General features: G+C 71.5%; 2 protein-coding genes. Both read right to left on the bottom strand.

Annotation, left to right across the window (positions count from 1 at the left end; all coding sequences use genetic code 11):
* Window positions 1-236, bottom strand: a 236-nt coding sequence (locus ACFU6K_RS38820; protein WP_380671351.1) for a hypothetical protein, incomplete at its 3' end; no start/stop codon positions are given.
* Window positions 237-652: 416 nt separating this feature from the next.
* A complete protein-coding gene (locus ACFU6K_RS38815) occupies window positions 653-1,378 on the bottom strand; it encodes a VIT1/CCC1 transporter family protein (RefSeq protein WP_380671349.1) in 726 nt (241 codons plus the stop codon).
* Between the last annotated feature and the right edge of the window lie 113 nt (window positions 1,379-1,491).

The following is a 1,491-nucleotide window of genomic DNA, read 5'->3' as shown; positions in this document are numbered from 1 at the left end:
CCGGAGTCCGGCTCGGCGCCGGTGGCGCCGCGGTGCTCCAGGTTGCGCAGGACGTTCAGCGCCTGCTCGACGATGGTGTGGTCGGCGATGCCCGTCAGCGTGGCGACGAAGCCGACGCCACAGGCGTCGTGCTCGTTCCGCGGGTCGTACAGGCCCTGGGCAGCAGGTCGCGCATCCGGCACGAGCGCGTACGGCTGGCGGGCGGCGCCGGCCTGGGGCTCGTTGGCGGAGTGCATGGATGCAGACAGCATCGGCTCTCCCGTCGTCGTCTTTCGGCAAGGTGGTGCAAGGAGGGACGACGTTGGCCCTGATGCGATGGTGCGGTGTCGTGCAAGTTACATGATGCCCACGATCCCGAGAAGCGGAATATCCCGTCCACATGGCGGGACGGCGCGCAGGTCAGGGGGCGTGTGAGAGGACGTGCCACAGTGCACGTCCCGACGATTGTGCCCAACCGTCCACCGCCTGAAACAGGGGCGAAACCGGGCCGCCACAGAAGCCGATCATGGACGCCTGGGAATCCATCCCGGGAGCCCGTCCGCGGATGCGAATCCGCGGCGCGGAGGCCCGTATGGTGAGACACTGCCAGGCGCCGCCCGAGGCCCATGTGTGAAACGTCACTCACTCATCAGCATAACCATGCACTCCACGGTCACCCCAGATGGCCGCCGATCAGCCACCCGAGCAGGTAGGTCACCCCGGCCGCGGCGCCGCCCAGCACCAGCTGCCGCAGCCCGCTGAACCACCAGCTGCGCGCCGTCACCCGGGCCACCACCGCGCCGCACAGGAACAGCCCGGCCCCCGCCAGCAGCAGCGCCGGCAGCAGCGCGGTCGCCCCCAGCAGGTAGGGCAGCAGCGGCAGCAGCGCGCCGAGCGCGAAGCACAGGAACGACGAGCCGGCCGCCACCAGCGGCGAGGGCAGGTCGGTCGGGTCGACGCCCAGCTCCTCCCGGGCGTGCACCTCCAGGGCCAGCTCCGGGTCCGCGGACAGCTGCCGGGCCACCTCGTGGGCCAGCTCCGGGTCCACCCCGCGCGAGACGTACAGCTGGGCCAGCTCGGCCAGCTCCCCGTGCGGGTTGCGGCTCAGCTCCAGCCGCTCGGCCTCGATCTCGGCCTGCACCAGCTCCCGCTGCGAGGCCACCGAGGTGTACTCCCCCGCCGCCATCGAGCAGGCGCCGGCCGCCAGGCCCGCCAGCCCGGTCAGGATCACCGTCCCGTTGGACGCCGCCCCGCCGACCACGCCGGTCATCAGCGCGAAGTTGGACACCAGCCCGTCCACCGCGCCGAACACGGCCGGTCGCAGCCAGCCGCCGTTGACGTCCCGGTGGTGGCCGGCCGCGGGTATCCGGGGCTGGTGCCCGGCGTCGGCCTCCATCATGGTCGCACTCATCGTCGTTCCCCTCCGTCGTCGTTCGTCAGCCCCGAACGTAGCCCGTCTGACCTGGGCATTTCCAGCAAAGTAAGGCTGTCCGAACACCACTGAGGCCACCC

This window comes from Kitasatospora sp. NPDC057512 (genome assembly GCF_042802135.1).
In the GTDB taxonomy this organism is placed as follows: domain Bacteria; phylum Actinomycetota; class Actinomycetes; order Streptomycetales; family Streptomycetaceae; genus Kitasatospora.
This window is presented reverse-complemented; position numbering and strand designations above follow the sequence as displayed.

Excerpts from the sequence above, each read along its gene's own strand:
- ACFU6K_RS38815 (WP_380671349.1), bottom strand. The coding sequence starts at position 1,378 with ATGATGGAGGCCGACGCCGGGCACCAGCCCCGGATACCCGCGGCCGGC.